Genomic DNA, 25,979 nt, shown 5'->3' with positions numbered 1-25,979 from the left:
GAGATGTCCAGGTCGGCCAACACCATCGTGGGCATGTCGGGCGGGGTCGATTCCTCGGTCGCGGCCTTGCTGCTGCGCGATTCCGGCGAAGCCCTGTCGGGTTTGTTCATGCAGAACTGGGCCGACGACGGCAGCGGCGACTGCCGCGCCGAGGACGATCGCCGCGACGCGGTCGCGGTCTCGGGCCGGCTCGGGCTGCCGATCCACTTCCGCGATTTCTCCGGCGAGTACTGGGCCGGCGTGTTCGAGCACTTCGTCGCCGAGTACGCGACCGGCCGCACGCCCAATCCCGACGTGCTGTGCAACCGCGAGATCAAGTTCAAGTATTTCCTCGACGCCGCGCGCGAACTGGGTGCCGACTACATCGCCACCGGCCACTACGCGCGGGTCGACCAGGCCGGCGGCCGCTTCCGCCTGCTGCGCGCGCGCGACGGCGGCAAGGACCAGAGCTATTTCCTGCACCAGCTTGGCCAGGCCCAGTTGAGCGCGACCAAATTCCCGCTGGGCGAACTGCTCAAGCGCGACGTGCGCGAGATGGCGCGCGCCGCCGGCCTGCCGACCGCGGCCAAGAAAGACTCCACCGGCATCTGTTTCATCGGCGAACGCGATTTCCGCGAGTTCCTGTCGCGTTATCTGCCGGCGAAACAGGGTGAGATCCGCACGCCGGACGGGCGTGTCGTCGGCGCTCATCCGGGGGTGTTCTACTTCACTCTCGGCCAGCGCGAAGGCCTCAACATCGGCGGCGTGCGCGGCTTCGAGCCGGCGCCGTGGTACGTGGTCGGCAAGGACGTGGCCGCCAACGTGCTCTACGTCGATCAGGGCAGCGACAGCCGCTGGCTGCAGTCGCAGGCATTGCAGTCGGAAACCGCGCACTGGATCGCCGGCGTCGCGCCTGCCGCGCGGTTTCGCTGCAGCGCGCAGACCCGCTATCGCCAGTCCGACCAGGACTGCGAGGTGCAGGTGCGCGACGACGGCACGCTGCAGGTCCGCTTCGATCAGCCGCAGCGCGCGGTCACCCCGGGGCAATCGCTGGTGCTGTACGACGGCGAGGTCTGCCTCGGCGGCGCGGTGATCGCCGCCACCGACGCGCCGGCGCTGGCCGCCGGCAGCGACGACTCACTTCCGAATTCCACTTCTTCTTTTACGGCGACCCATTGATGGCCGATCTTTCGCAACGCGTCCTCGCCCTCGCCGGTCTCGCCCAGGCCCTGGCCCAGGTGCGGCGCATCGCCGACACCGGCCAGGCCAACGCGGCCGTGCTCGGCACCGCCCTGGACTCGGTATTCCGCATCGACGCCTCCTCGCCCGCCGCTGTGTACGGTGGCCTGGACAATCTGCGGCCCGGGCTGATGCTGATGCAGGACTACTTCACCCATCGCGCCAAGGACGAGCACCTGCCGCGCCTGACCCTGGCGGTGATGCAGCTGGAGCGCCGTTTCGTGCGCGATACGGCGATGACCGAGAAGGTGCTGCGCGGCATCCACGAACAGGCCAACCCCGCGCACCGGCTCGGCAGCAGCCACCCAGACGTGATCGCGGCGCTGGGCACCTTGTACGCCGACACCCTGAGCCACCTGCGTCCGCGCGTGCTGGTGCAGGGCAACCCGCATTACCTCGGCCAGCCCGGCGTGGTCGCCGAAGTGCGCGCGGTGCTGCTGGCGGCGGTGCGCTCGGCGGTGCTGTGGCGCCAGCTCGGCGGCAGCTACTGGGATCTGCTGCTGCGCAAGCGAGCGATGGTGGATTCGGTCGAATCGCAGTTGGGTTGAGGGGCGGCCCCGAAAGCCAGGCCGCAGCCGCGTCATCGCGGTTGCGGCTGCCATGGCCGACTTTCAGATTGAAGCGCATGGGCTTCGCAACCTGCGGCCGCTACCGGTAGGACCAGCGCGGGCCGCGAGGTATCGCCCGAACCGGAACGCTCGCCGCAGCCGCTCTGTCGCGGCCGCGGCTCACGCAGCTTCTACGCAGACGATCGGCGCGACGCCAGCGCCGGCCTGGGTCCTTAGTAATTCACTCGGTACTCGCAACCCACCATCGTCTTGCCCGGATGGGTGGTGATGGTGCTGACCGTCTGCACGATCTTGGCCTCGATGCCGTCGCCCAGCGCCTCGGTGCGCACGTCGCGAACGCGGATGTGGCCGGCCAGCGGTTCGCCGCCGGCGCCGAGCTTGAGCTGCTTGGCCAGCGCGTCGGCATGATCGCCGTCCACCACCGCCAGCATGCCCTGGCCCGCCAGCATCAGCTGCCGGCTCGTGTGGCCGTACACCGTCACCGGCTCGGGCATGTCGATCATGGCGACGAACGCGTTCGCGTCCTCGACCTTCTTCCATCCCGCCAACACCGGTTGCGCCGGCTTGTCGTAGTAAACGTCAGTCAGGGCGCTGGCAAAGCGCATGTATTCGGCGCGGCTGGCCTGACAGGTCAGCACCTTGGTCAGTTCGGCCTGGAGTTCGGCCTTGTCCTTGTACGGCGCGTCGTCTTCGGCGACGGCCGCCAGCGGGAGCGCGAGGGCCATCGCCAGCAGCGCGGGCGTGATGAGGCGATAGAGCGATCGGGTCATGTCCAATGTCCTTATGAGTCCTGTCCAAAGAAAAAACGGGTACGCCGGCCTGTCGCCCGACGTACCCGTCCCTATTTTGCACCCGGCGGGCGCGCCGGTTACCCGAGGCGCCCGGGGGCTGCGATCATCCGGCTCCGCGATCAGGCCGCGGCGACGGTGTCGGCGACCTGCTTGTAGTCTTCGATCTGATCGAAGTTCATGTAGCGGTAGATCTTGTCGCCGTCGGCCTTGAGCACGCCCACGTCCGCCATGTACTCCTCGCGGGTCGGGATGCGGCCCAGGCGCGAGCAGATCGCGGCCAGTTCGGCCGAACCCAGGTAGACGTTGGTGTTGCGGCCCAGGCGGTTCGGGAAGTTGCGGGTGCTGGTGGAGAACACGGTCGCGCCCTCGCGCGCCTGCGCCTGGTTGCCCATGCACAGCGAGCAGCCCGGCATCTCCATGCGCGCGCCGGCGGTGCCGAAGGTGCCGTAGTGGCCTTCCTTGGTCAGCTCGGAGGCGTCCATCTTGGTCGGCGGCGCGACCCACAGGCGGGTCGGGATGTCGCGCTTGCCTTCCAGCAGCTTGGCGGCGGCGCGGAAGTGGCCGATGTTGGTCATGCACGAACCGATGAAGACTTCGTCGATGACCGCGCCGGACACCGCCGACAGGGTCTTCACGTCGTCCGGATCGTTCGGGCAGGCCACGATCGGCTCGACGATCTGGTTGAGGTCGATGTCGATGACCGCGGCGTACTCGGCATCGGCGTCGCCTTCCAGCAACTGCGGGTTGGCCAGCCAGCCTTCCATCGCCTTGATCCGGCGCTGCAGCGAACGCGGGTCGGCGTAGCCTTCCGCGATCATCCACTTGAGCAGGGTGATGTTGCTGGTCAGGTACTCGATGATCGGTTCCTTATCGAGCTTGACCGTGCAACCGGCGGCGGAACGCTCGGCCGAGGCGTCGGACAGTTCGAAGGCCTGTTCGACCTTGAGCTGCGGCAGGCCTTCGATTTCCAGGATGCGGCCGGAGAAGATGTTCTTCTTGCCCTGCTTGGCGACGGTGAGCAGACCGCTGTTGATCGCGGCCAGCGGGATCGCGTTGACCAGATCGCGCAGGGTCACGCCGGGCTGCATTTCGCCGCTGAAGCGCACCAACACCGACTCGGGCATGTCCAGCGGCATGACGCCGGTGGCCGCGGCGAACGCGACCAGGCCGGAGCCGGCCGGGAACGAGATGCCGACCGGGAAACGGGTGTGCGAGTCGCCGCCGGTGCCGACGGTGTCGGGCATCAGCATGCGGTTGAGCCACGAGTGGATCACGCCGTCGCCCGGACGCAGCGAGATGCCGCCGCGGTTGCTGATGAAGGCCGGCAGATCGTGATGGGTCTTGACGTCGACCGGCTTCGGGTACGCGGCGGTGTGGCAGAACGACTGCATCACCAGGTCGGCGCTGAAGCCCAGGCAGGCCAGATCCTTCAGCTCGTCGCGGGTCATCGGGCCGGTGGTGTCCTGCGAACCCACCGAGGTCATCTTCGGCTCGCAGTAGGTGCCCGGACGGATGCCCGGCTGCACGCCGCCGACTTCCGGCAGGCCGCAGGCGCGGCCGACCATCTTCTGCGCCAGCGAGTAACCCTTGCCGGTGTCGGCCGGGTTGGTCGGCAGGCGGAACAGGGTCGAGGTCGGCAGGCCCAGAGCTTCACGCGCCTTGGCGGTGAGGCCGCGGCCGACGATCAGCGGAATGCGGCCGCCGGCGCGGACTTCGTCCAGCAGCACGTCGGACTTCAGCGCGAACTCGGCGATCACCTCGCCGTTCTTGAGCGCCTTGCCCTCGTAGGGACGCAGTTCGACCACGTCGCCCATGTTCATCTGCGACACGTCGAGTTCGATCGGCAGGGCGCCGGCGTCTTCCATGGTGTTGTAGAAGATCGGCGCGATCTTCGAACCCAGGCACACGCCGCCGAAGCGCTTGTTCGGGATGAAAGGGATGTCTTCGCCGGTGAACCACAGCACCGAATTGGTCGCGGACTTGCGGCTGGAACCGGTGCCGACCACGTCGCCGACATAAGCGACCAGATGGCCCTTGTCCTTCAGCGATTCGATGAAGGCGATCGGGCCGCGCTTGCCGTCTTCTTCCGGCACGATGCCATCACGCGCGTTCTTGAGCATCGCCAGCGCGTGCAGCGGGATGTCCGGACGGGTGGTCGCGTCGGGCGCGGGCGAGAGGTCGTCGGTGTTGGTTTCGCCGGTCACCTTGAACACGGTGACGGTCAGGCTTTCGGGCACTTCCGGGCGGCTGGTGAACCACTCCGCATCGGCCCAACTCTGCAACACGCCGCGGGCGTGGGCATTGCCGTTCTCGGCCTTTTCCTGGACGTCGTGGAAGGCGTCGAACACCAGCAGGGTCTTCTTCAGGGCTTCGGCGGCGATCGGCGCGACCTGCGCGTCGTCGAGCAGCTCGACCAGCGGCAGGATGTTGTAGCCGCCGAGCATGGTGCCGAGCAGTTCGGTGGCGCGTTCGCGGCTGATCAGCGGGTTCTTTTCGCTGCCCAGGGCCAGCGCGGCCAGGTACGAGGCCTTGACCTTGGCGGCGTCATCGACGCCGGCCGGCACGCGGTAGGTGATCAGATCCAGCAGGAACGCCTCCTCGCCCGCCGGCGGGGCCTTCAGCAGTTCGATGACCTCGGCGGTCTGCTGCGCGGTCAGGGGCAGCGGCGGAATGCCCAGCGCGGCGCGCTCGGCAACGTGGTGGCGATAGGCTTCCAACATAAACAATTCTCCGCGTGAATCTGGGTGGTGAAGGCGCTTGAAAACGTAAGGTGGCGCGATCGGATGGGGTTGGGCGCTCGGGCGCGGCACGGGCTCAGGCTTGCGGCACGATCAGCTTCAGGCCCTTGAAGTAGTCGCGATAAAACGTGTCGTTCCAGGTGATCAGGCCGTCGCATTGCAGCAGAGCGTGGGCGCCGATCAGAAACCCGCCGAAGCCGCGCGAGCGGTCGCCGCGCTGGCGATGGCGGCGATGCATCTCGCCGGCGCGCAACGCCGACTTGGCTTCCAGCGCGCTGAAATGGATGCCCATTTCCTCCAGCGCCTCCTGCGCTTGCGCGCCGCCGCGCAGCGCCGCGCAGATTTCGGCCAGGCTGACGTCGCAGACCACGACCCGGCCGCCGACCAGGCTCTGGCGCAGGCAGGACTCGACCGCGTCGGCTTGCGGGCCGTCGCTCAACAGTTCGATCAAGACCGGCGAGTCGACCGCGATCACCGGCTCATTCCTCCTCGCGCATCGCGCGCGCGGCGTCTTCGCCGGACTCGAAGCCGTCCAGGGCGAACTTGCCGCGCGCCTTGGAGATGGCATCGTCCACGCTCTTGCGCAGGATGATGCGGCTGCCGTCCAGCTCGACCTTGAGCAGCGTGCCCTTGGTCAGGCCGAGCGCGTCGCGCACCGCCTTGGGCAGGGTGATCTGGCCTCGTTCGGCGACGGTCGCTTCCATGGGCGGGCTCCGCAGGGTATGTACTTATTATACATACTTGATTCCGCATACCGATCACGCCCCGGCCGTCGGCGCGGCGGCCGGGGCCAGCGGCCATTGCGTCAAAAAACCAATTGCAGACGGGTATTTAGCGTGTATCCCTGGTCGGCGGCGAGGTACTTGCCGCTGCGGTTGTCGGTCTGCCACCGCACCAGATCGAGCATGACCCGGCTGTAGTCGTTCAAGTACCAGTTAGCGCCGAAGGTCCAGGCATGTCCGGCGCCGCCTCCGGGCAGATCGCGGAAATCCGCGTTCTCGTAGCGGGCCTTCAATTCCCATGCGCCGCGTCCGCCGGCGGTGACCGGGCGCTCGACCTTGACCCGCCCCCAGGTGCCGGTGTCGGCCACGTAGGCCGGCGCGCCGCCGCTCAGGAACCAGCCGGCCGAGACGGCGTAAGCGTCGTACCCGGCCGTGTAGGCGCCGCGGCGATCCAGCCCCTCGATCCGGCGCCGGCCCCATTCGCCCGAACCCCAGAACAGGCCGGCGACCGCCGCCAGTTCCAGGCCATGCCCACGCCCGCTTTCGGCGCCAGCCACGCTGCCCGGCGCGAGCTTGACCTCATCGTTGAAGTGGCCGCCGATCGCCGAAGCGCGCACCACCCCGGCCGAGCCCGCGCCGATGTCCTCGTAAAAAGCCCAGGCGCCCAAATGCACGATCGCGCGCTCGCGTTTGAACGGATTCCAGTGCGCGCGCGCGGCCCAGGTCAGACTGTCGTTGCCATCGCCGGCATTGTCCAGATCGTTCCCCGCCACCGACAGGCTGGCATGCCAACCGCGGCCGAAGACGCGCTCGGTCAGCCCCACGCCGAACAGGCCGCGCTGCGGCAGCACCAGCGTCCCGACCACGTTGCGCTCCTGGAACGGCGTATTGGAGGTGCTGCTGGAACCGTCGATGCCGCGGTCGTTGAGCCGGTTGCCGACGGTCAATTCGGACTTCTGCCCGAACAACGTGTGGGCGAAGCTGGCGTAAGCGGACTTCCAACTCACGCCGTTGTCGGCGAAGTCGCCTTCCAGGTTCCAGCCGATGCGGCCGTACGCCCCCTCGGCGCCCAGGCGCAGCGAGCGCACTTCGGTGCCGCTGAGGTTGCGGTTCGCGAAGCCGGAGCCGCCGGTGCTGGACGCGTCCAGGAACACGCGGCCACGCGGCCGGAACACGCTGCGGCCGTCGGCGCTGGTGAACTGCGGGGCACCCTTGGACCAGTTCACCGCCGGTTGCCTGGCCTGGGCCTGTTCGAGCTTGTCCAGGCGCTGGGCAAGGCCGGCGTCTTCGGGTGCTGGCGCCGGCGCATCGGCCGTCGCGGAACCGCCCTCCACCGCGGCCAGGCGCCGCTCCAGGCGTTCGATCCTGGCCGCTTGCGCCTGCACCAGCCGCAGCAGTTCGGCGGCGTCGGGCGTCTGCGCGACGGCCTCGCCGATGCCTCCGGCGGCGCCGATAAGCATCGCCAGCGCGATCGGATGCGGGCGAAAACGATTCGTCACGGGGGTTCTCCAGGCAGCAGGGCGCCGCTGGCGCGGCGCGCCAGGATTCGTGCGGACGAGGATCCGCGGCTAAGGCAGGTGGATGCCCGTCGCGGCGCGATGCCGCGACGAACCAGGCGCAGGCGTCAGGCGTTTTCGCGCGCCGCGTTCGGGCGCCACGAGATCAGGCGGTTCTCGGCGATGTCGAGCAAGGCGTCGATCAGCAGCACGAACACGGCCAGGATCGCGATGCCGGCGAAGACGCCGACGGCGTTGAAGTTGCCCTCGGCCTGGGCGATCAGATACCCCAGACCCGCCGAGGCGCCCAGGTATTCGCCGATGATCGCGCCGACCACGGCGAAGCCGACCGAGGTGCGCAGCGAGGACAGGATCCAGCTCGCCGCGGCCGGGAAATACACATGGCGCAGCAGATCGCCGCGACCGGCGCCGAGGATGCGCGCGTTGGCAAGCACCGTCGGATTGACCTCGCGCACGCCCTGCATCGCGTTGAAGAAGGTAGTGAAGAACACCAGCGTCACCGCCAGGGCCACCTTCGACCACAGCCCCAACCCCAGCCACAGCACGAAAATCGGCGCCAGCACGACGCGCGGAATCGCGTTGAAGCCCTTGATGAAGGGATCGAGGATCCGCGCCGAACGCCGGCTCAGGCCCAGCCACACGCCGCCGGCCACGCCGAGCGTGGTGCCGATCACGTAGCCCAGCCCGGTTTCCGCCAGGGTGATCGCGACATGCTGGTAGAACCCCGGATCGGACAGCCAATCCCAGGCCTGCCGCGCGATCGCCATCGGCGCCGGAAAGAAGAACGGGTCGATCAACCGCGCCGACACGCCGGCCTGCCAGCCGCCGAACAGCACCACGACCAGCAACAATTGCAAGACGCGGTCAGTCACGTTGTTGCGCATAGGTCTTCTCCACTTCGCCGCGCAGGCAGGCCCAGATGTCGCGATAAAGATCGATGAAACACGGGTCGAGCTTGATTTCCGCGACATTGCGCGGTCGATCCAGCGGAACGCGGAAACTCTCCACCACGCGGCTGGACGGGCCGGCCGACAGCACGACCACACGGTCGCCCAGGGCGATCGCCTCTTCCAGATCGTGGGTGATCAACATCACCGAGCGGCGCTGCTCCTGCCACAACCGCAGCAACTCGTTCTGCATCAGGTGCCGGGTGTGGATGTCCAAGGCCGAGAACGGCTCGTCCATCAGGATCACCTTGGGTTCCACGATCAAGGCCTGCGCCATCTGCACGCGTTTTCGCTGGCCGCCGGACAACTGGTGCGGATAGCGCGCCTCGAACCCGGCGAGCCCGACCTTGGCCAGCCAACGGCGCGCCTTCTCCTCGCGCTCGGCCGCCGCCACGCCGCGGAAGCGCAGCCCGAGCTCGACGTTCTGCAGCGCGGTCTTCCACGGCAGCAGCGCGTCCTGCTGGAATAAGTAACCCACGCTCTCCTGCACGCCCTTCACCGGCTTGCCGTCGATCGCGATACGGCCCTGGGCCGGCGTCAGCAGCCCGGCCACTGCGTTGACGATGGTGCTTTTGCCGCAGCCGGTCGGGCCGACGATGGCGAGGAATTCGCCGTCGCCGACCTGGATATCGACGTCGCGCACTGCGGTGAAGTCGCCGAAGGACATCGTGACGCGCTCGATCGCCACCAGGGTGTCGGCGTCGGCGCCGGCCGGGGCATCGTGAAGTTGCCGCACTGAGGCGGTGGTGGCCATGAGGCGCCCTCCCCTCGGTCAGCGCGACGACGCGGCGAGCGCGTCGTCGACGAAGCGGTTGGTGTAGGTCTTGTCCAGGTCGATCTTGGCGCCGGCGACGCTGCGATCGAACTCGCGCAAGACCGCCAGCGGCGTTTGCAGATCCGCCGCCACGAAACGGCCGTCGCGCGAGAAGATCGCCTTGGCGCGGGCCACGGCCTGGGCGTAAGCGGCGCGGTCGCCGGAGACGTAGCGATCCGGCAGCGCCGCCACGATCTGCTCGGGCGGCGTGCTCTCGATGAAGCGCAGCGCCTTCAGCTGGGCGCGCGCGATGCGCTCGGCCACCTGCGGATGCTCTTGCAGGAACCCGCTCTGCGCGTACAGCACCGAGGTCGGATACAGGCCGCCGTAGACCGCGCGCGCGCCTTCGTCGCTGCGCGCGTCGATCAGGATCCGGCCGATGCCGCGCGACTCGATCAGCGTCGCCGCCGGGTCGTAGTTCACCAGCAGATCGACCTTGCCCTGCTGCAGCGCCGCGACCGCGGCCGCGCCCGAGCCCACGCCGATGATCGACACCGCGTTTTCGTCGATGCCGTGGCGCGAGAGGAAATGGCGCACGAAGAAATCCGACGACGACCCCGGCGCGGTGATGCCGATCTTGAGGCCGCCAATGGACTGCGGCTGTTTCGGGTCGAAGCGCGTGTCGTTGCGCCCGGCCAGCACCAGCCCGGAATTGCGCGACAGCAGCACGAAGGCGGAGACCTCCTTATGTTTTGCTTGCATTTGGATGGTGTGGTCGTAGAACCCCACGGCCACGTCGGTGGAACCGGCCACCAGCGCCTGCAACACCTTCGACCCGCCTTGCGCGAAGTTCTCGGTGCGCACGTGCACGCCGGCCTCGGCGAAATAGCCGTTGGCGTCTGCGACGAAGAACGGCAGATTGTTGAGGTTGTAAGACCCCACGCTGATGCGCACCGGCCTGCGTTCGCTGCCGACGATGGCGCCTTGGCCGCAACCGGCGAGCGCCGCGGCGGCCGCCACCAGGACGATGGCGGCTGCGGCGATAAATTTCCTGCTGAACATCGATCCCTCCCAGGATGTCGTGTACTTCTACTTCAAAGGCCCGTCTGAAGGCCTCACTCTGTCTCGTTATCCATTCACGCTGCCGATGTCCATGCGCTCGCAGTGCCGGAGCCGGGCAGCAGCGAGGTGAACACGCGTCCTTCCAACAGGCGCCGCGCGGTGCGCACCACGCTGGCGACGATGGCATCGTCAGCCGCGGCACGCTCGAGCCTCACCTCCAGGGTGCCGCTGGGATGCTCAAGCCTGATCGGCTTGGCGAGATCGTGCTCGCCCAGGATCGATCGCGCCACAGTCCCTTCGGTGGCGCAGGCCGTGGCGATGCCGACCGCGCCGGTGATCGCCAGCGCGCCGTGGCAGCGCTGCGGCATGAAATAACGCACCTGAAGCGTGCCGCCATGCATCGGCGGCGAGAGCAGCACCGGCTTGGGAATGACGCGCTCGGCGGCATCGGCGATGCCCATGCGGTGGCCGGCTTCGATGCGTATCTTCTCCAGGCGCTGCAACAGCGCCGCATCGGCATCCAGTTGCGCCGGCGCTTCGTCGCCGCGCAGGCCCAGCGCCTGGGCGGGCAACAACACCATCGGTATGGCGCAGTCGATGCAACTCACCTCGATGCCGTCGATGCGCTCGCTGGCGCGCCCGGTGGGCAGCAGGCGCCCGGTGCGGGCGCCCGCCGCATCGAGAAAGGTCAGCGGGATCGGACTGCCGGTGCCCGGCGCACCGGCGATGGCGGTATCGCCGCGGTACTTCACCCGGCCGTCCGGCGTCTGCACCGTGGCGATGACGACCTTGCCGGTGTTGACGTTGTGGATGCGCACCTGCGTCTGCGGATGCCGCGCCGCGACCAGCCCGGCCTCGATCGCGAACGGCGCCACCGCGGCGAGCATGTTTCCGCAGTTGGGGGTGGTGTCGACCACCCGCTGATCGACCCGCACCTGAGCGAACAGATAGTCCACGTCGGCGTCGGCGCGCGAGGCGCGGTCGACGATGGCGACCTTGCTCGACAAGGGATTGCCGCCGCCGATGCCGTCGATCTGCAGCGGATGCCCGGCGCCCATCACATCGATCAGGAGGGCGTCGCGCAAGGCCGGGTCGGCCGGCAGATCTTCGGCCAGGAAGAACGGACCCTTGGAGGTTCCGCCCCGCATCAGGACGCACGGCACGCTTAGCAGGTCGCTGGACATCGGGCCCACGGATTGATACCAATATCGGATCAATTAGATCCAGTGATGCGATCCTGTCACGCCGGAATTTATCTGTGAAATGCTATTTTTTGGAAGATTGATCCGATATGAGCATCAATTGCGAAATCCTCGATCTGCGCGCTTTTCTCACCGTCAGCGAGACCCGCAGCTTCCATCGCGCCGCCGAAGCCCTGCACGTCTCGCAGCCGGCCTTGAGCCGGCGCATCCAGAAGCTGGAAGAAGCGGTGGGCGCGCCTTTACTGGAACGCACCACGCGCAGCGTCTCGCTCACGGCAGTCGGGCAGAACCTGCTGCCGTTGGTGCGGCGCATGCTCGAAGAGTTCGACGGCTCGTTGTTCGCCGCGCGCGGCATCGACGACGGCCGCGGCAGCCAGGTCACCATCGCCTGCCTGCCTACCGCCGCGTTTTATTTCCTGCCCAGCGTGATCGCGCGTTTCCACGAGGAACACCCCAACGTGCGCTTCCGCATCCTCGACCTGTCCGCTACCGAGGGCTTGCAAGCGGTGGAACGCGGCGAGGTCGAGTTCGGCATCAACTTCATGGGCGCGTCCGATCCGGAACTGAATTTCGACGTGCTGGTCGAAGATCCCTTCGTGCTGGCCTGCCGGCGCGATCACCCGCTCGCGCTCAAGCGCAAGGTGACCTGGAACGACCTGTCCAGCCATCGCCTGATCACCGTGCACCGCACCAGCGGCAACCGCATCCTGCTCGACGGCGCCCTCGCGCGCGAGAACCTCAAGCTCAGTTGGTTTTTCGAAGTCACGCACCTGTCGACTTCGCTGGGCATGGTCGAGGCCGGCGTCGGCATTTCGGTGTTGCCGCGGATGGCGACGCCGCAGCAGGAGCATCCCATCCTGGTCACCCGCCCGCTCCAGCACCCGGTGGTCTCGCGCACCATCGGGATCGTCCGCCGGCGCAACGCTGTGTTGTCCGCGGCGGCGGAACAATTCCTGCAAATGCTGAAAACAACCTGGCAGGGCCGGGCGAAATGACGCCGGCGCGGCCGGCGCCGCGCGGCATCGTCGACGCGCCGTGCACAGCCGCGCAGCATCAAGTGGTGGATAATCCGGCTCACCGACCCGCTGCGCACCGCGCCGCCCGGTCCCCCGCAAGCAGCGCTTCGCCCGGTGCGAGGCGCGCGCCAGCACCTCCACAGGAGTTCATCGCATGAGCGACTCGTTTTCCACCCGCCGCCAGTTGTCCGTCAACGGCCGCGACTACACCTACTTCAGTCTGCCGGCGCTGGGCGAGCGCTTCGACATCGCCCGCCTGCCCTACTCGATGAAAATCCTGCTGGAGAACCTGCTGCGCCACGAAGACGGCGGCATGACGGTCGGCAAGGAACACATCGAAGCAGTCGCGCAATGGGACGCGAAAAAAGAGCCCGACCAGGAAATCGCTTTCATGCCCGCGCGCGTGGTCCTGCAGGACTTCACCGGCGTGCCCTGCGTGGTCGATCTGGCGGCGATGCGCGACGCGGTCGGCAAGCTCGGCGGCAACGCCCGCCAGATCAATCCGCTGATTCCGTCGGAACTGGTCATCGACCACTCGGTCCAGGTCGATGTGTTCGGCAGCCCGGAAGCGCTGGATCTCAACGGCAAGATCGAATTCCAGCGCAACAAGGAGCGCTACAGCTTCCTGCGCTGGGGCCAGAAGTCGTTCGAGAATTTCAAGGTGGTGCCGCCCAACACCGGCATCGTCCATCAGGTGAACCTGGAGAACCTGGCGCGCGTGGTCATGGGCCGTGAGGTCGATGGCGATCTGCTGGCGTTCCCGGACACCGTGTTCGGCACCGACAGCCACACCACCATGATCAACGGCATCGGCGTGCTGGGCTGGGGCGTGGGCGGCATCGAGGCCGAGGCCGCGATGCTGGGCCAGCCGTCTTCCATGCTGATTCCGCAGGTGGTCGGCTTCAAACTCACCGGCCAGCTGCCCGAAGGCGCGACCGCGACCGACCTGGTCCTGACCGTGACCCAGATGCTGCGCAAGCACGGCGTAGTCGGCAAGTTCGTGGAGTTCTTCGGCGACGGCCTGCAGCACCTGCCGCTTGCCGATCGCGCCACCATCGCCAACATGGCGCCGGAATACGGCGCGACCTGCGGCATCTTCCCGATCGACGCCGAGTCGGTCACCTACCTGCGCCTGTCGGGCCGCTCGGAAGAACAGATCGCCCTGGTCGAGGCCTATGCCAAGGCCCAGGGCCTGTGGCACGAACCCGACCAGCCGCATGCGACCTACTCGGCCACGCTCGAACTCGACCTGGGCGACGTGCGCCCGTCGATGGCCGGCCCCAAGCGCCCGCAGGACCGCGTGCTGCTGGAAAACGTGCACACCAATTTCCAGGAAAACCTCGGCCCGCTGGTCGCCAACCGCAAGTCCAAGGTCGGTTGCGCGATAGAGGAACTCAAAGGCGAAGGCGGCGACCAGCCACAGGCGCAGCAACTGGCCGCCAAGCCGGTATCGAAGATCCGCATCAAGGATCAGGACGCCGAATTGTCCGACGGCTCGGTGGTGATCGCCGCGATCACCTCGTGCACCAACACCTCCAACCCGGCGGTGATGCTCGGCGCCGGCCTGCTCGCGCGCAACGCGGCAAGGCTGGGGCTGAAGTCCAAGCCCTGGGTCAAGACCTCGCTTGGCCCGGGCTCGCTGGTGGTCACCGATTACCTGAAGAAAGCCGGTGTGCTGAGCGAACTGGAGAAGCTCGGCTTCTACGTGGTCGGTTACGGCTGCACCACCTGCATCGGCAACTCCGGTCCGCTGCCGGACGAAGTGTCCAAGGGCATCGCCGAACACGAACTGGTGGTGGCCTCGGTGCTGTCGGGCAACCGCAACTTCGAAGGCCGCGTGCATCCGGAAGTCAAAGCCAACTACCTGGCCTCGCCGCCGCTGGTGGTCGCCTATGCCATCGCCGGCACGGTCAACATCGACCTCACCCACGACCCGATCGGCAAGAGCAGCGACGGCAAGGATGTGTACCTGCGCGATATCTGGCCGACCAACAAGGAAATCGGCGACATGATCGCCGCGACCGTCGGCCCTGAACTGTTCGCGCAGAACTACGCCGACGTGTTCAAGGGCGACACGCGCTGGAACCAGATCGAATCGCCCGACGGCGAATCGTTCCAGTGGGATTCGTCCTCGACCTACATCAAGAACCCGCCCTACTTCGACGGCATGACCATGGACGTGGGCAGCATCGACGACGTCCACGGCGCGCGGGTGATGGGCCTGTTCGGCGATTCGATCACCACCGATCACATCTCGCCGGCCGGCAACATCAAGAAGGATTCGCCCGCGGGTCGTTTCCTGCAGGAGCGCGGCGTGCAGCCGGCCGACTTCAACAGCTACGGCAGCCGTCGCGGCAACGACGATGTGATGGTGCGCGGCACCTTCGCCAACATCCGCATCAAGAACCTGATGTTCGGCGGCGAAGAAGGCGGCAACACGCTGTATTTCGGCAAGAACGGCGGTCAGGGCGAGAAGCTGGCGATCTATGACGCAGCGATGAAGTACAAGGCCGACGGCGTGCCGCTGGTGGTGTTCGCCGGCAAGGAATACGGCACCGGCTCCTCGCGCGACTGGGCGGCCAAGGGCACCAACCTTCTGGGCGTCAAGGCGGTGATCGCGGAGAGCTTCGAGCGCATCCACCGCTCCAACCTGGTCGGCATGGGCGTGCTGCCCTTGCAGTTCAAGGATGGCGAGAACGCGCAGAGCCACGGCCTGGACGGTTCGGAAGTCATCGACGTGATCGGCCTGGAGGACGGCAAGGCCAAGACCGCGACCGTCGTGGCCAGGAAGGCCGATGGCAGCGAGCAGACGTTCGAGGTGAAGGTGTTGCTGCTGACGCCGAAGGAAGTCGAGTACTTCCGGCACGGCGGGATCTTGCATTACGTACTGCGGCAGCTGGCGGCGAAGAAGGCGGCCTAAGTTCCCGCTGCGGCCGAACTCCCGCTTGTGCTCCCTCTCCCGCTTGCGGGAGAGGGCTGGGGTGAGAGCCCGCCGCGATTCCGTACAAGCACCTCGCCTCGCACCCTCATCCGCCCCCCGCCTTCGCGGGGGCCGGCTCTATCGGGCACCTTCTCCCGCGAGCGGGAGAAGGACAGCGAATTTCCGCTCCATGCAGCCGCTACAACCGCGGCGTCCACTGCGCCGAAGTCATCCGCCACTCGCCATCCTCTTCGCGCCAGCCGGTCTGGACTTCGTACAACTGCGCCGCATCCGGCAGCACCTGGCCCGAGCCGCCGCTGAGCGCCGCGTTGAAACGCACGGTGGCGTGGCCCGGTTGCAGATTCACCTCCAGGCCGACGATCTTGATCCCGACATCGCGATAACGCAGGAAACTCGCCGCGGCCAGCCGCCGCGCGCTGGCGCGGTCCAGGCCGTCGGGGCCGACGAAGTCTTTCGACAATTGCGCATCGATCGCCGAAGCGTCGCGTTTTTCGATCGAGCCCTGCAACTGCTCCATCGCCGCGCGCAGGCGCTGCTCCGGCGGCGCGCTCGGGCCGCAGGCGGCGAGCAGCGCCAGCAACGCTGGCAGCCACATCGCGCGCAAGACGCGGGCGGCGAGCGCGCCCATCCCCGCCTGGCCGCGCTCGCCCGGCCCGCCAAAGCGGCGAATCTTCGCCAGGCTCGCGCGGCGTCCAGGCCCGAGCCGACCGGTGTCGGCGAAGCGCTGTGCGTGGGTCATTGCAGGTGTTCTCCGTGGAAAGCGTCGGGTAATCGCACGATCGTTCGACTCGGTCGCGGCTGCGCGATCCTGACAGGTTCCAGGTGCCGCGGACAGCGCCGGGACTGCGCCAGCGGGCGCCGCCTTGCCAGCCAGTAGAGCCTATGCTCCAATCGAGAAAACACCGTACGCCGGCGCACACAGCGGGGCCTACGATCAGAATCGACGAGCGATTAACGAGGGGATCGCGATGAGTTTCGAACGTCCGTGGCTTGCCCACTATCCGCAAGGCGTGCCGGCGCAGATCGACGTGGAGGAGTTTCCTTCCGTGGTATCGGTGCTGGAAAACGCGATCGAGAATTACCGCGACCGCCCGGCTTTCTCCAATTTCGGCAAGCAGCTGACCTACGCGGACATCGACCGCCTCAGCGCCCAGTTCGCCGCCTACCTACTCGGCGAGCTCAAGCTCAAGAAGGGCGATCGCGTCGCGATCATGATGCCCAACTGCCTGCAATACCCGATCGCGACCTTCGGCGTGCTGCGCGCCGGCCTGACCGTGGTCAACACCAATCCGATGTACACCCCGCGCGAGCTCAAGCATCAGCTCGACGACTCCGGCGCGAAGGTGATCTTCGTGCTCGACAACTTCGGCAAGACCGTGCAGGACGTGGTCGCCGGCACCGACGTGAAGGTCATCGCCACCGGCCTGGGCGACATGATCGGCGGGCTCAAGGGCCCGATCATGAACTTCGTGCTGAAGTACGTGAAAAAGATGGTGCCCGACTACGACATCCCGGGCGCGGTGCGCTTCCGCGACACGCTCACCCTGGGGCAGATGCACAAGCTGCCCGAGATCGAGATCGCGCCGGGCGACATCGCTTTCCTGCAGTACACCGGCGGCACCACCGGCGTCGCCAAGGGCGCGATGCTGACGCACCGCAACCTGGTGGCGAACATGCAGCAGGCGGCGGCCTGGGTCGGCGCCAACGCCAAGCTGGGCGAGGAAATCATCATCACCGCGCTGCCGCTGTATCACATCTTCGCGTTGACGGCGAACGGCCTGGTCTTCATGAAGTTCGGCGGGCTCAACCACATGATCACCAACCCGCGCGACATGCCGGCGTTCGTGAAGGAGCTCAAGAACACCCCGTTCACCGCGATCACCGGCGTCAACACGCTGTTCAACGGCCTGCTCAACACGCCGGGTTTTTCCGAGGTCGATTTCTCCAAGCTGCACCTGACCCTGGGCGGCGGCATGGCCGTGCAGCGTTCGGTCGCCGAGCGCTGGAAGCAGGTCACCGGCATCACCCTGATCGAGGCCTACGGCCTGACTGAAACCTCGCCGGCGGCCTGCATCAATCCGATGGACCTGCCCGAGTACAACGGCTCGATCGGCCTGCCGATCTCCTCCACCGACGCCTGCGTCAAGGACGAGGAAGGCCGCATCCTGCCGATGGGCGAAGTCGGCGAGCTGTGCATCAAGGGCCCGCAGGTGATGAAGGGTTACTGGCAGAAGCCGGAGGAGACCGCCAAGGTCATCGATCAGGACGGCTGGCTGCACACCGGCGACATGGCCAAGATGGACGAGAAGGGCTTCTTCTACATCGTCGATCGCAAGAAGGACATGATCCTGGTCTCGGGCTTCAACGTGTACCCCAACGAGATCGAGGACGTCATCGCGATGATGCCCGGGGTGCTGGAAGTCGCCGCGGTCGGCGTGCCCGACGACAAGTCCGGCGAGGCGGTCAAGGTGGTCATCGTCAAGAAGGACCCGGCGCTCACCGCCGAGGACGTCAAGGCCCATGCGCGCGCCAATCTGACCGGCTACAAACACCCCAAGTTCGTCGAATTCCGCAAGGAACTGCCCAAGACCAACGTCGGCAAGATCCTGCGCCGGGAGCTGCGCGACGCGCCGCCGTCCGGACACTGAATCCGCGCTTGGCCGGGACCTTTCGGCTCCGGATCGGCACCCCGAAGCCCCCGCAAGGATCTGCTCCTTGCGGGGGCTTCATTTTAGGTGCATAGAATCCTCGGTCCCGGACGCAGCCCACCACTACACACAAGCCGTCCTGATGCGGCCGGCGGGACGGCTCTTACCGGAGATACCGCCATGTCCGTCGTACAGCCCTTCCCTCGCCCGCATTCCGGCCGCACTCTGCGCATCGTCGAAGAGTTCGATCGGGACGTGTACTGGTGCCACATGCACGCCAACCTGGCGCGCGCGCCCGGACGCGCGTGCTTCACCCCGTCGTTGATCGACGACATCCTGTCTTACCAGCGTCATCTCGGCGAACGGATGCGCCAGGGCGACCGCCACGGCCTCGCCCACGTGGTCCTGGCGTCGGACCACGACGTGTTCAATCTCGGCGGCGATCTGGATCTGTTCTGCCGGCTGATCCGCGAACGCGACCGCGACGGTCTGCTCGACTACGCGCGCCAGTGCGTGCGCGGCGTGCACGCCTTCCACGCCGGCCTCGGCGCGGGCGTGCACTCCGTCGCCCTGGTCCAGGGCAACGCGCTCGGCGGCGGTTTCGAGGCGGCGTTGAGCTGCCACACCATCGTCGCCGAAGCCGGCGCGCTGATGGGCCTGCCCGAAGTCCTGTTCGACCTGTTCCCGGGCATGGGCGCGTATTCGTTCCTGTGCAAACGCATCGCCCCGCGCCAGGCCGAGCGGCTGATGCTCGAAGGCGATCTGTACACGGCCGAAGAGCTGCACGCGATGGGCGTGGTCGATGTGCTGGTGCCGCGCGGCGAAGGCCGGCAGGCCGTGGAGGACGTGATCCGCGCCAATCGCCGGATACCGCACGCCCGTGCCGCCATGCATCAGGTGCGCGAACTGGCCCAGGGCGTGAGCCTGGAGGAGATGATGCGGATCACCGAGATCTGGGTCGATACCGCGATGCAACTGGGCGACAAGTCGCTGCGGACGATGGATCGCCTGGTTCGCGCGCAATCGCGCCGCGGAATCGAAGCCGCCTGATGCCAGTCCGGGAGCGCGCGCTCGCCGCCGCTGCCGCATCAGGGGGATGAATCAGGGGGAACGCTCGCTGTCGTCGCGAGCGTGACGGGACCGCTCGCGCGCGTCGAGCGCCGTCCGCCCCTGGGCCAGGCGTTCGCCCAGGCCCGAGACCCGCGATTGCCATTCGCGCGGCATCTGCTGGTCGATCAAATGCATCAACTCGCCGCTGGCCGAGGCCAGCCGGATCAAGCCCAGATTGCTGGCCACGCCCTTGAGCGCGTGGGCATGCTCGCGGACCCGATCCCAATCGCCCTGCCCGCCGGCCACGCCGAGCGCGCTGACGCAGGCTTCCGCGTCGCGCAGGCACTGGCGGACGAATTCGCGTTCGAAGCCCTCGCCCATGCCGAGCGCGCCCAACTCATCGAGAATGGCCGCATCCAGCACCTGATCGGCGCCCATGTACGAAGTGCTGCGCGGCGGCGCGATCAGCGGGCCGCTGACCCGCGCGCTGGAGGCGATATCGGCCAGGGTGTCGAGCAGGCGCGAGGTCGCCACCGGCTTGGACAGGAAGGCGCGGGCGCCGGCGCGTTCGCAGGCCTGGATCGATTCGGGCGTGACGTCGGCGCTGAACACCACCACCGGCGTGCGCCGGCCACCGCTGCCGGCTTCCATCACCCGCAGCTCGCGCAGCAGGTCCAGGCCGCTGACGCCGGGCATGTGCAGATCGACGATGACCGCGTCGTAGTCCGAACTCGCCAGAGCCTCCAGCACCGCCTCGCCGCCGTCCACGCACACCGCGCGATGGCCGGCCTTCTGCAGCAGGCGGGTGATCACCATGCGGTTGGCTTCGTGGTCGTCCGCGATCAGCAGCGACAGGCTGCGCACGCGGGCGCGGTGGCGCAGGAACGGATCGGAAAACGCGATCACGTTCTCCGGGGTTTCCTTGACCGCGGCATCGGCACCGGCGGGCGCCGTGGATTTGTCCGGGTCCGCGGCGGGCGCGGCGACGCTGTCGAACGGCAGCTCGACCCAGAACCGGCTGCCGCGCTGCTCGGTACTTTCGAAGCCGATGCTGCCGCCCATCGCCTCGGTCAGACCCTTGGCGATGGTGGTGCCAAGGCCGGTGCCGCCGTAACGCCGGGCCAGGCCGACATCGGCCTGCTCGAAGGCCTCGAACAGCCGCTTGCGCACCGCCACCGGGATGCCGATACCGGTATCGGTGACGGTGAAGCGCAGGCGCAGGCCGCCGCTATCGGCATCGCCGGCCAGCATCACTTCCAGCTTGACCGAGCCTTCGTCGGTGAACTTCACCGCGTTGCCGGCCAGATTCAGCAGCACCTGGCGCAGGTGCACCACATCGCCGCGCAGAATCTGCGGCACCTCGTCGGCGACCCGCGATTCGTAGCGCAACTGCTTGGCCCGCGCCTGCGGCTGCAGGATCAGGCCGATGCCTTCGACCAGTTCGCGCGGTTCGAACTCGACCAGATCCAGGCGCAGCTTGCCGGCCTCGATCGCGGAGATGTCCAGCACGTCCTCGACCAGCGACAGCAGGCTGCGCGTGGAGGCCTGGATGGTGTTGAGGCATTCGCGCTGCTCGCTGTCCAGGCGCGTGGTCGCCAGCAGCTCGGACATGCCGGCCAGGCCGTTGAGCGGAGTGCGGAACTCATGGCTCATGTTGGCCAGGAACCGGCTCTTGGCTTCGTTGGCGCGGCGCGCGTCCTCGACCGCGCGGGTCAGCGCGTTGAGCAGCGAATCGAAGTACAGCGGCACCGCGGTCAGGCCGATCAGCAGCCCCCACGACAGATACGGATTGGCGCGCCAGTACGGCGAGATCATGATCACGCTGAAGAACGACAACGACGCCAGCGCGGTGGCGATGCGCAGATAGCGGTTGCCGTAGCGCATGCCGTTGCCGATGGTCACCCACAGGTAGACCGCGTACAAAGGCGAGGCCGGCTCGCCCTCGATGCACATGATCGCGCCCATCGCGCTGTAGTCGGTGAGCATGCCGATCCAGCGCCGCACGTGCGAAACCCCGGGGCGCATCACGATGGCGACCATCAGCCCGACCGCGACGGTGAGCTCGCCGATCAGGATCAGCCAGGTCGCCGGCAAGGTGTCGCCGACGTCCTGGTGCAGGTAGCGCCAGCCGAGGTAGGTGATGAACAAGGCGGTGATGACCACGCGCACCAGGTTCTGCGCATGCTCGCTGTCGGGCCGTTGCGACAGGCGCCTTCTGACCTTGCCGAGAATGGCGAGCATCGGCCTACTCCAAGCCGGGGCGGGTAGAACTCGTCGAATAGCGTTGGCAGATTTCGTCGAGTCGGGCGCGGCTGCGGATCAGCGCGTCCACGCAGCGCGGATCGAACAGACGCCCGCGTTGGGCGTACATATACCCCAAGGCGGCGTCCACGTCCCAGGCTTTTTTATACGGACGCGGCGAAATGAGCGCATCGAACACATCCGCGACCGCCACGATGCGCGCTTCCAGTGGAATTTCATCGCCGATCAGGCCGTCGGGATAGCCCGAACCGTCGTAGCGTTCATGATGGCGCAGGGCGATCAGGGCGCCGGCCTGAATGAAGCGATTCTGGCTGCCGCTGAGCAGTTCGTAGCCGATCTTGGGATGGCGGCGCATGATCGCCGTCTCTTCCTCGGTGAGCGGGCCGGGCTTCATCAGCACCGCGTCGGGAATGGCGATCTTGCCGATATCGTGCAGCGGCGCGGCCATCTCGATGACCCGGATCTCGTCCTCGAACATGCCCAACTGCTCGGCGATCAGGCCGGCGATGTGGGCCATGCGCTCCAGGTAGGCGCTGGTGCCGGCGTCGCGGAATTCGATGGCGCGGGCCAGCCGCGACAAGGTCTCGCGCTCGCGCTCCTCGACCTCGTGCATGCTCGACAGCAGCCGCTGTTCCAGCGACAGCGCGCGTTGCTTGACGTTCTCGGACTGCTGGCGCAGCTGCAGCAGGTTGCGGCAGCGCGCGCGCAGTTCGCGCGGACGCACCGGCTTGACCAGGAAATCGATGACCCCGGCTTCCAGCGCGGCCTGGCGCACCGGCTCGTCGCCGACCACGGTGACCAGGATGATCGGGATGTCGCGGTGCATCGGCAGGCGGCGGAAGCGGCGCGCGAACTCCAGGCCGTCGATGCCGGGCATGCGGTAGTCGAGCAGCAGCAGGTCCGGCTGGTGGCTCTCGCACCAAGCCAGCGCGGCTTCGGGCTCGCCGAAGTCGTGCACGGACAACTCGGACGCGATGTCCTCGATGATATGGCGCAGCATCGTCCGCGCGGACGTTTGGTCATCGACGATAACGACGTTCACACACCGGTACCCGTAGTGAGGCCGCCCCCTGCGGCGGCCGACCTGGGAGCATACCCCGCCGCGTAGCCCAAGACAGCCGTCGAAAGTCCCGGCGCATTTCGCTTGGGCCGGCGTTCACCTGATCCGGACTCGCAATGCGCGCCGTTCATCACGGTTTACACGCAAACGGCCTGCAGGAACGGCCAAGCGATGTTGGCCGCGGTGAAGTGTAGGCCGCGTTTTGCGGCCGCGCTCTGGGCCGGATGCGGCCCAGGCGGGCCGCGAGGGCCCGCGCGATCTCGCCCGGGCCGATCGCGCCTGTATGGCTCAACCGCCGCTTTCCGGACGCATGTACGGGAACAGCAGCACATCGCGGATCGAGGACGAACCGGTCAGCAGCATCACCAGGCGATCGATGCCCACGCCCAGGCCGCCGGTCGGCGGCAGGCCCACTTCCAGCGCGCGGATGTAGTCGGCATCGAAGTGCATGGCCTCGTCGTCGCCGCCGGCCTTCTGCTCGACCTGGGCCTGGAAACGCGCGGCCTGGTCCTCCGGATCGTTGAGCTCGGAGAAACCGTTGGCCAGTTCCTTGCCGCCGATGAACAGTTCGAAGCGGTCGGTGAGTTCCGGATCGATGTCGTTGGCGCGCGCCAGCGGGCTCACCTCGACCGGATGATCGGTGATGAAGGTCGGCTGGATCAGGGTGTGCTCGACGGTCTTCTCGAAGATTTCCAGCAGCAGCTTGCCCCAGCCGTAGGAGGCCTTGGCCGGCACCTTCAGGCGCGCGCAGTGGGCGCGCATGGCGGTCAGGTCGCGCAGTTCCTCGCGCTTGATCTCGGGGTTGTGCTCGAGCACCGCGTCGATCATCGACCAGCGCCGGAAGCCCGGGCCCAGGTCGATCGCGTTGCCGTCCCACTCGACCTGGGTGGTGCCCAGCACGTCCTGCGCGGCGTGGCGGATCACCGCCTCGGTCAGGTCCATGATCTCGGTGTAGGTGGCGTAGGCCTCGTACAGCTCAAGCATGGTGAATTCGGGGTTGTGCCGGGTCGACACGCCCTCGTTGCGGAAGTTGCGGTTGATTTCGTAGACCCGCTCCAGGCCGCCGACCACCAGGCGCTTGAGGTACAGCTCCGGGGCCACGCGCAGGTACAGATCCAGGTCCAGCGCGTTGTGGTGGGTGGTGAACGGCTTGGCCGCGGCGCCGCCGGGGATGTAATGCATCATCGGCGTTTCCACTTCCAGGAAACGGCGGCTGTCGAGCCAGGCGCGCATCGAGCGGATGATGCGCGAGCGCTTGACGAACACCTCGCGCGCGTCGGGCGAAACGATCAGATCGACGTAGCGCTGGCGATAGCGCTGCTCCACGTCGGCCAGGCCGAACCAGCTGCTGGGCAGCGGACGCAGCGACTTGGTCAGCAGGCGCAGCTGGTCGGCGCGCACCGACAGCTCGCCGGTCTTGGTCCGGGTCAGCGGGCCCTGCGCGCCGATGATGTCGCCCAAGTCCCAGCCCTTGAAGGCCTCGTAGGCCTCGCCCAGCGCGTTGGATTGCAGGAACAGCTGGATGCGCCCGGATTCGTCCTGGATCTGCACGAAGCTGGCCTTGCCCATCACCCGCTTGGCGACGATGCGTCCGGCCACCACCACCCGCTGCGCCTCGGCGTCGAGCGCTTCCTGGGTCCAGTGCTCGGCGTCGCCGTAGCGCGTCTGCAGGTCGCCGACGTAGTCGCCGCGGCGGAAATCGTTCGGGAACGCGATGCCCTCGCCGCGCAAGGCCGTGAGTTTCGCCCGACGCTCGGCGATCAGATGGTTCTCGTCGATGGGCGGCAGGTTGTTGTCGTCGGTCATGGTCTTGGCGTTTGGGTAGGGCTTGGGGAAGCTTGAGGGGTGGAGAGTACTGAAGTCGCGGGGTCGGTGCTTGGACGGACCGCGGCCGAACGCGGGCTGCGCTGGTTTGGCTCGTCATCCCCGCGAACGCGGGGATCCAGTGCCGTGATGCTACAAGCCACTTTGCCCTGACCTACCGTCGTGCCGCGGTTTTTGCTCGTCATCCCCGCGAAGGCGGGGATCCAGGGCTTCACCGCGACATGGCTCTGAAGTCTCTGGATGTTCGGCTCCGCCGAAGTAAAGCGGAGCCCGCGTTCGCGGGAATGACGACTTTGAGAGGGCACGCAGAACCGGAAAGCCGAGGCATGGAATATCGGCCGGCGAACCCCGACGACAGTCGGGGAAAACCGCCCATCGGCGAAACCAGGCGGAACGACGCGGCCTTACACCGCGTCGGTACGTTTCGAGCCGACCTCCAGACCCGATTTGAGGCTGGCCTCGACGAATTCGTCCAGGTCGCCGTCGAGCACCTTCTGGGTGTCGCTGCGTTCGATGCCGGTGCGCAGATCCTTGATCCGGCTCTGGTCGAGCACGTAGTTGCGGATCTGGCTGCCCCACCCGATGTCGGACTTGGTCGCCTCCACCGCGTCGCGCTCGGCGTTGCGCTTCTGGATCTCCAGCTCGTACAGCTTCGCGGCGAGCATCTTCATCGCGCGGTCGCGGTTGGCGTGCTGGCTGCGCTCGGTCTGGCAGGCGACCACGATGCCGCTGGGCACGTGGGTGATACGCACCGCCGACTCGGTCTTGTTGACGTGCTGGCCGCCGGCGCCCGAGGAACGGTAGACGTCGGTCTTCAGGTCGGCCGGATTGATGTCGATCTCGATCTTGTCGTCCACTTCCGGCGACACGAACACCGAGGTGAAGCTGGTGTGGCGGCGGTTGTCGGAGTCGAACGGCGACTTGCGCACCAGGCGGTGCACGCCGGTTTCGGTCTTGAGCCAACCGTAGGCGAAGTCGCCTTCCACGCGGAAGGTCGCCGACTTGATGCCGGCCACGTCGCCGCCGCTGACTTCCATCAACTCGGCTTTCCAGCCGCGCGATTCGGCCCAGCGCAGGTACATGCGCAGGAGGATTTCCGCCCAGTCCTGGGCCTCGGTGCCGCCGGCGCCGGCCTGGATGTCGACGAAGGCCGAGGCCGAGTCCATCTGTCCGGAGAACATGCGGCGGAATTCGAGCTTCTCGACTTCCTTCGCGTAACGCTCGACGTCCTCGACCACGGCCAGCGCGGTGGACTCGTCGTCTTCCATTTCCGCCAGTTCCAGCAACTCCAGACCGCCGAGCAGGCCCTCGGTCAGGGTGCGGATGCCGTTGACCACCTTTTCCAGCGCGGCGCGCTCACGGCCCAGGCCCTGGGCGCGCTCGGCGTTGTTCCAGATGTCCGGGCTTTCGAGTTCGCGGTTTACTTCTTCGAGACGTTCGACCTTGGCGTCGTAGTCAAAGATACCCCCTGAGCGAATCCAGCCGGCCCTTGAGGTCGGCGATGCGCTGGCGGACGGGATTGAGTTCGATCATGTCCGGTGTCTGGATGCGGATGAACCGGCGATTCTAGCAAACTGGGGGGCGGGGTGCCCTGGCTGACCGAAGCGATGTACGCGAGCGGTCTGCTCCGGGGCCCGTCTGGTTGTGGGCGCCTTGGG

20 protein-coding genes are annotated in these 25,979 nt (G+C 67.2%); 6 read left to right on the top strand and 14 right to left on the bottom strand.

All coding sequences use genetic code 11. The features are described 5' to 3' along the window. Positions 1-3 precede the first annotated feature (3 nt). Complete coding sequence (gene mnmA, locus LG3211_RS10655; RefSeq protein WP_057942825.1) at positions 4-1,158, top strand: tRNA 2-thiouridine(34) synthase MnmA; 1,155 nt, start codon at positions 4-6, stop codon at positions 1,156-1,158. Then, positions 1,155-1,766, top strand: a complete 612-nt coding sequence (gene hflD, locus LG3211_RS10650) for a high frequency lysogenization protein HflD (protein WP_386789704.1) — start codon at positions 1,155-1,157, stop codon at positions 1,764-1,766. The genes mnmA and hflD overlap by 4 nt, the downstream gene beginning before the upstream one ends. A gap of 233 nt (positions 1,767-1,999) precedes the next feature. Here the strand turns inward: hflD and LG3211_RS10645 are convergent, their stop codons facing one another. The 9 genes from LG3211_RS10645 to LG3211_RS10605 form a co-directional block, all read right to left on the bottom strand. Further along, positions 2,000-2,557, bottom strand: coding sequence for a hypothetical protein (locus LG3211_RS10645; RefSeq protein WP_057942823.1), 558 nt, complete (start codon positions 2,555-2,557; stop codon positions 2,000-2,002). Between the two features lie 140 nt (positions 2,558-2,697). Continuing rightward, on the bottom strand, positions 2,698-5,298 hold the full coding sequence (gene acnB / locus LG3211_RS10640; protein WP_057942822.1) for a bifunctional aconitate hydratase 2/2-methylisocitrate dehydratase: 2,601 nt from the start codon (positions 5,296-5,298) through the stop codon (positions 2,698-2,700). Between the two features lie 94 nt (positions 5,299-5,392). Further along, positions 5,393-5,791 (bottom strand): type II toxin-antitoxin system VapC family toxin, encoded by a 399-nt coding sequence (locus LG3211_RS10635; RefSeq protein WP_057942821.1) that lies wholly within the window; start codon positions 5,789-5,791, stop codon positions 5,393-5,395. A gap of 4 nt (positions 5,792-5,795) precedes the next feature. Beyond that, complete coding sequence (locus tag LG3211_RS10630; protein ID WP_057942820.1) at positions 5,796-6,020, bottom strand: AbrB/MazE/SpoVT family DNA-binding domain-containing protein; 225 nt, start codon at positions 6,018-6,020, stop codon at positions 5,796-5,798. Between the two features lie 101 nt (positions 6,021-6,121). Continuing rightward, a complete protein-coding gene (locus tag LG3211_RS10625; protein WP_057945404.1) occupies positions 6,122-7,498 on the bottom strand; it encodes an OprO/OprP family phosphate-selective porin in 1,377 nt (458 codons plus the stop codon). 164 nt (positions 7,499-7,662) lie between these two features. Then, positions 7,663-8,427 carry an ABC transporter permease gene (locus tag LG3211_RS10620; RefSeq protein ID WP_235114956.1) on the bottom strand — a complete coding sequence of 255 codons (765 nt, stop codon included), beginning with the start codon at positions 8,425-8,427 and terminating at the stop codon, positions 7,663-7,665. Continuing rightward, the gene (locus LG3211_RS10615; protein WP_057945403.1) at positions 8,420-9,256 is read right to left on the bottom strand and encodes an ABC transporter ATP-binding protein; all 837 of its coding nucleotides are present in this window, start codon (positions 9,254-9,256) and stop codon (positions 8,420-8,422) included. Before LG3211_RS10615 ends, LG3211_RS10620 begins: the two co-directional genes overlap by 8 nt. A gap of 18 nt (positions 9,257-9,274) precedes the next feature. Then, positions 9,275-10,318, bottom strand: a complete 1,044-nt coding sequence (locus LG3211_RS10610; RefSeq protein ID WP_057942818.1) for an ABC transporter substrate-binding protein — start codon at positions 10,316-10,318, stop codon at positions 9,275-9,277. Positions 10,319-10,392: 74 nt separating this feature from the next. Continuing rightward, positions 10,393-11,502: a 4-oxalomesaconate tautomerase gene (locus LG3211_RS10605; RefSeq protein ID WP_057942817.1), complete on the bottom strand. Its 1,110-nt coding sequence runs from the start codon at positions 11,500-11,502 to the stop codon at positions 10,393-10,395. 107 nt (positions 11,503-11,609) lie between these two features. On the opposite strand from LG3211_RS10605, the gene LG3211_RS10600 reads away from it, so the two are divergent. Together LG3211_RS10600 and acnA are read left to right on the top strand one after the other, a co-directional pair. Continuing rightward, on the top strand, positions 11,610-12,515 hold the full coding sequence (locus LG3211_RS10600; RefSeq protein WP_057942816.1) for a LysR family transcriptional regulator: 906 nt from the start codon (positions 11,610-11,612) through the stop codon (positions 12,513-12,515). 175 nt (positions 12,516-12,690) lie between these two features. Next, positions 12,691-15,456: an aconitate hydratase AcnA gene (acnA, locus tag LG3211_RS10595; RefSeq protein ID WP_057942815.1), complete on the top strand. Its 2,766-nt coding sequence runs from the start codon at positions 12,691-12,693 to the stop codon at positions 15,454-15,456. Positions 15,457-15,655: 199 nt separating this feature from the next. On the opposite strand, the gene LG3211_RS10590 is transcribed toward acnA, so the two are convergent. Next, complete coding sequence (locus tag LG3211_RS10590; protein ID WP_057942814.1) at positions 15,656-16,216, bottom strand: nuclear transport factor 2 family protein; 561 nt, start codon at positions 16,214-16,216, stop codon at positions 15,656-15,658. A gap of 229 nt (positions 16,217-16,445) precedes the next feature. Here LG3211_RS10590 and LG3211_RS10585 point away from each other — a divergent pair, with 229 nt between their 5' ends. Next, positions 16,446-18,125, top strand: a complete 1,680-nt coding sequence (locus LG3211_RS10585) for a long-chain fatty acid--CoA ligase (RefSeq protein WP_057942813.1) — start codon at positions 16,446-16,448, stop codon at positions 18,123-18,125. 180 nt (positions 18,126-18,305) lie between these two features. Then, positions 18,306-19,175: a crotonase/enoyl-CoA hydratase family protein gene (locus LG3211_RS10580; RefSeq protein WP_057942812.1), complete on the top strand. Its 870-nt coding sequence runs from the start codon at positions 18,306-18,308 to the stop codon at positions 19,173-19,175. Positions 19,176-19,226: 51 nt separating this feature from the next. Here LG3211_RS10580 and LG3211_RS10575 read toward each other — a convergent pair whose 3' ends face one another. The 4 genes from LG3211_RS10575 to prfB all read right to left on the bottom strand — a co-directional run bounded on the left by LG3211_RS10575 (position 19,227) and on the right by prfB (position 25,854). Continuing rightward, the gene (locus tag LG3211_RS10575) at positions 19,227-21,416 is read right to left on the bottom strand and encodes an ATP-binding protein (RefSeq protein ID WP_057942811.1); all 2,190 of its coding nucleotides are present in this window, start codon (positions 21,414-21,416) and stop codon (positions 19,227-19,229) included. A gap of 4 nt (positions 21,417-21,420) precedes the next feature. Continuing rightward, positions 21,421-22,437, bottom strand: a complete 1,017-nt coding sequence (locus LG3211_RS10570; protein WP_235114963.1) for a response regulator — start codon at positions 22,435-22,437, stop codon at positions 21,421-21,423. A gap of 348 nt (positions 22,438-22,785) precedes the next feature. Then, entirely contained in the window at positions 22,786-24,303 is a 1,518-nt protein-coding gene (lysS, locus tag LG3211_RS10565) for a lysine--tRNA ligase (protein ID WP_057942809.1), read from the bottom strand. A gap of 422 nt (positions 24,304-24,725) precedes the next feature. Continuing rightward, a protein-coding gene (prfB, locus tag LG3211_RS10560; protein ID WP_148648842.1) for a peptide chain release factor 2 occupies positions 24,726-25,854 on the bottom strand; the annotation gives its coding sequence in 2 pieces (ribosomal slippage) (positions 24,726-25,778 and positions 25,780-25,854; 1,128 coding nt in all). Positions 25,855-25,979: the final 125 nt, after the last annotated feature.

This window comes from Lysobacter gummosus, assembly GCF_001442805.1.
In the GTDB taxonomy this organism is placed as follows: Bacteria; Pseudomonadota; Gammaproteobacteria; order Xanthomonadales; family Xanthomonadaceae; genus Lysobacter; species Lysobacter gummosus.
Note: the sequence above shows the minus strand (reverse complement) of the source record. Positions and strands in the feature narration are given on the sequence as shown.

Bases quoted from the DNA above. Each gene is read 5' to 3' on its own strand.
- LG3211_RS10630 (WP_057942820.1), bottom strand. From the start codon at position 6,020: ATGGAAGCGACCGTCGCCGAACGAGGCCAGATCACCCTGCCCAAGGCG.
- LG3211_RS10610 (WP_057942818.1), bottom strand. From the start codon at position 10,318: ATGTTCAGCAGGAAATTTATCGCCGCAGCCGCCATCGTCCTGGTGGCG.
- LG3211_RS10645 (WP_057942823.1), bottom strand. From the start codon at position 2,557: ATGACCCGATCGCTCTATCGCCTCATCACGCCCGCGCTGCTGGCGATG.
- LG3211_RS10575 (WP_057942811.1), bottom strand. From the start codon at position 21,416: ATGCTCGCCATTCTCGGCAAGGTCAGAAGGCGCCTGTCGCAACGGCCC.
- LG3211_RS10585 (WP_057942813.1), top strand. From the start codon at position 16,446: ATGAGTTTCGAACGTCCGTGGCTTGCCCACTATCCGCAAGGCGTGCCG.
- LG3211_RS10570 (WP_235114963.1), bottom strand. From the start codon at position 22,437: ATGCTGCGCCATATCATCGAGGACATCGCGTCCGAGTTGTCCGTGCAC.
- LG3211_RS10605 (WP_057942817.1), bottom strand. From the start codon at position 11,502: ATGTCCAGCGACCTGCTAAGCGTGCCGTGCGTCCTGATGCGGGGCGGA.
- lysS (WP_057942809.1), bottom strand. From the start codon at position 24,303: ATGACCGACGACAACAACCTGCCGCCCATCGACGAGAACCATCTGATC.
- LG3211_RS10625 (WP_057945404.1), bottom strand. From the start codon at position 7,498: ATGCTTATCGGCGCCGCCGGAGGCATCGGCGAGGCCGTCGCGCAGACG.
- acnB (WP_057942822.1), bottom strand. From the start codon at position 5,298: ATGTTGGAAGCCTATCGCCACCACGTTGCCGAGCGCGCCGCGCTGGGC.
- LG3211_RS10580 (WP_057942812.1), top strand. From the start codon at position 18,306: ATGTCCGTCGTACAGCCCTTCCCTCGCCCGCATTCCGGCCGCACTCTG.
- acnA (WP_057942815.1), top strand. From the start codon at position 12,691: ATGAGCGACTCGTTTTCCACCCGCCGCCAGTTGTCCGTCAACGGCCGC.
- LG3211_RS10615 (WP_057945403.1), bottom strand. From the start codon at position 9,256: ATGGCCACCACCGCCTCAGTGCGGCAACTTCACGATGCCCCGGCCGGC.
- LG3211_RS10600 (WP_057942816.1), top strand. From the start codon at position 11,610: ATGAGCATCAATTGCGAAATCCTCGATCTGCGCGCTTTTCTCACCGTC.
- LG3211_RS10590 (WP_057942814.1), bottom strand. From the start codon at position 16,216: ATGACCCACGCACAGCGCTTCGCCGACACCGGTCGGCTCGGGCCTGGA.
- mnmA (WP_057942825.1), top strand. From the start codon at position 4: ATGTCCAGGTCGGCCAACACCATCGTGGGCATGTCGGGCGGGGTCGAT.